Annotated in this window: 2 protein-coding genes; both read right to left on the bottom strand. The window is 51.4% G+C overall.

What is annotated here, in order from left to right:
- The coding region (locus WA429_RS21225) for an aldehyde dehydrogenase family protein (RefSeq protein WP_336107910.1) at nt 1-477 on the bottom strand (477 nt) is incomplete at its 3' end.
- Nucleotides 478-660: 183 nt separating this feature from the next.
- The gene (locus WA429_RS21220) at nt 661-1023 is read right to left on the bottom strand and encodes a hypothetical protein (RefSeq protein WP_336107911.1); all 363 of its coding nucleotides are present in this window, start codon (nt 1021-1023) and stop codon (nt 661-663) included.
- Nucleotides 1024-1112 lie beyond the last annotated feature (89 nt).

Here is a 1112-nt window from a genome sequence, read left to right as displayed (position 1 = left end):
GCTTGGCGAAGACGGTTTCACCGGCAATGGGCGCGACTTCGTCCTTGAACGGCTGTCCGGGGCCGTTGACATAGAAGTAAGTTCGGTAGCCAGGCCCGCGAAAAAATCCATCAAAGTTGCTGCGAGCTCGACATCAAACAGCATTCCTTTGAGCGAGTTACCGCTATCAAGCGCATCAAGGCGGGCAAGTTCGTCCTTATTCGCACGAATAATAGCGGCTGCTTCTCGCATCACCTGTGAACGCTCACGAGGTGTAGTACGCGCCCATCGCTTTTGCCCTGCGCTCGCAGCCCTTACTGCCGCATCAAGATCTGATTCCGTGGCACGGTCAACTCGGGCAAGCTTGGCGCCAGTCGACGGTGCATACACAGTAATCGGTTCGCTCTCGGAGCGATGCCAAGTGCCACCGTAATACAGCCCTTTGGGAACTCTCTCGGTTAGTAGGTCCTCGGCAGTAGAAGCTTTTAGAGGCTTCATGCTGTTTTCCTCCCGGAAAATCCGCGTCGTGTTTTTTTATCTTTCGCGGAAAGGTCGTTATCTTTGTTATTATAAGATATCTAAATTAAATGGCAGCTCACACCAGCAGTCAACCATAAAATTAGATATCTTAGTTTTATTTTATGAGAAGGGCAGGTTCGTCCGCGAACCTGCCCAATAAAGTCATTCGGCAGCAACGCTCTCTTCTTCAACAAGCGTACGCCAATCAAGGGTTTTCGGGTAAACGCCTTCGCGAGATGCGATGGTTGTGTGAGGGACTCTTGGCTCCGTTGTACCAAGTGCATCGCCCCCTGCTGCGACTTTTTTCGCAGCATCGACCATTAGCCTGCGGAACTCGACAATCGCTAGATCTGACGCGCCAAGGATGTCGTCAGATCGGTCTACAATCGCCCCCATCGACACCCACATAACAATGTCTTGGTTGGGAATACCTTTAACACCAGTGAAGCTTCCAAGCTTCATCGCCTGACGATCCTGAAGGAAGTTATTGTGCAATTGGCGCTGGGATACCCACCGGTCATCCAGATGAATGCATTATTGATCATGATTAAATTTACGCCATTCCTCTGTCGTGGGGCAGGCCTTCCCACCCCAGGCGACGAAGTGGAAATTCG

Origin of the sequence: Thalassospira sp. CH_XMU1420-2, assembly GCF_037029325.1 — a bacterium.
GTDB classification, from domain to species: Bacteria; Pseudomonadota; Alphaproteobacteria; order Rhodospirillales; family Thalassospiraceae; genus Thalassospira; species Thalassospira povalilytica.
This window is presented reverse-complemented; position numbering and strand designations above follow the sequence as displayed.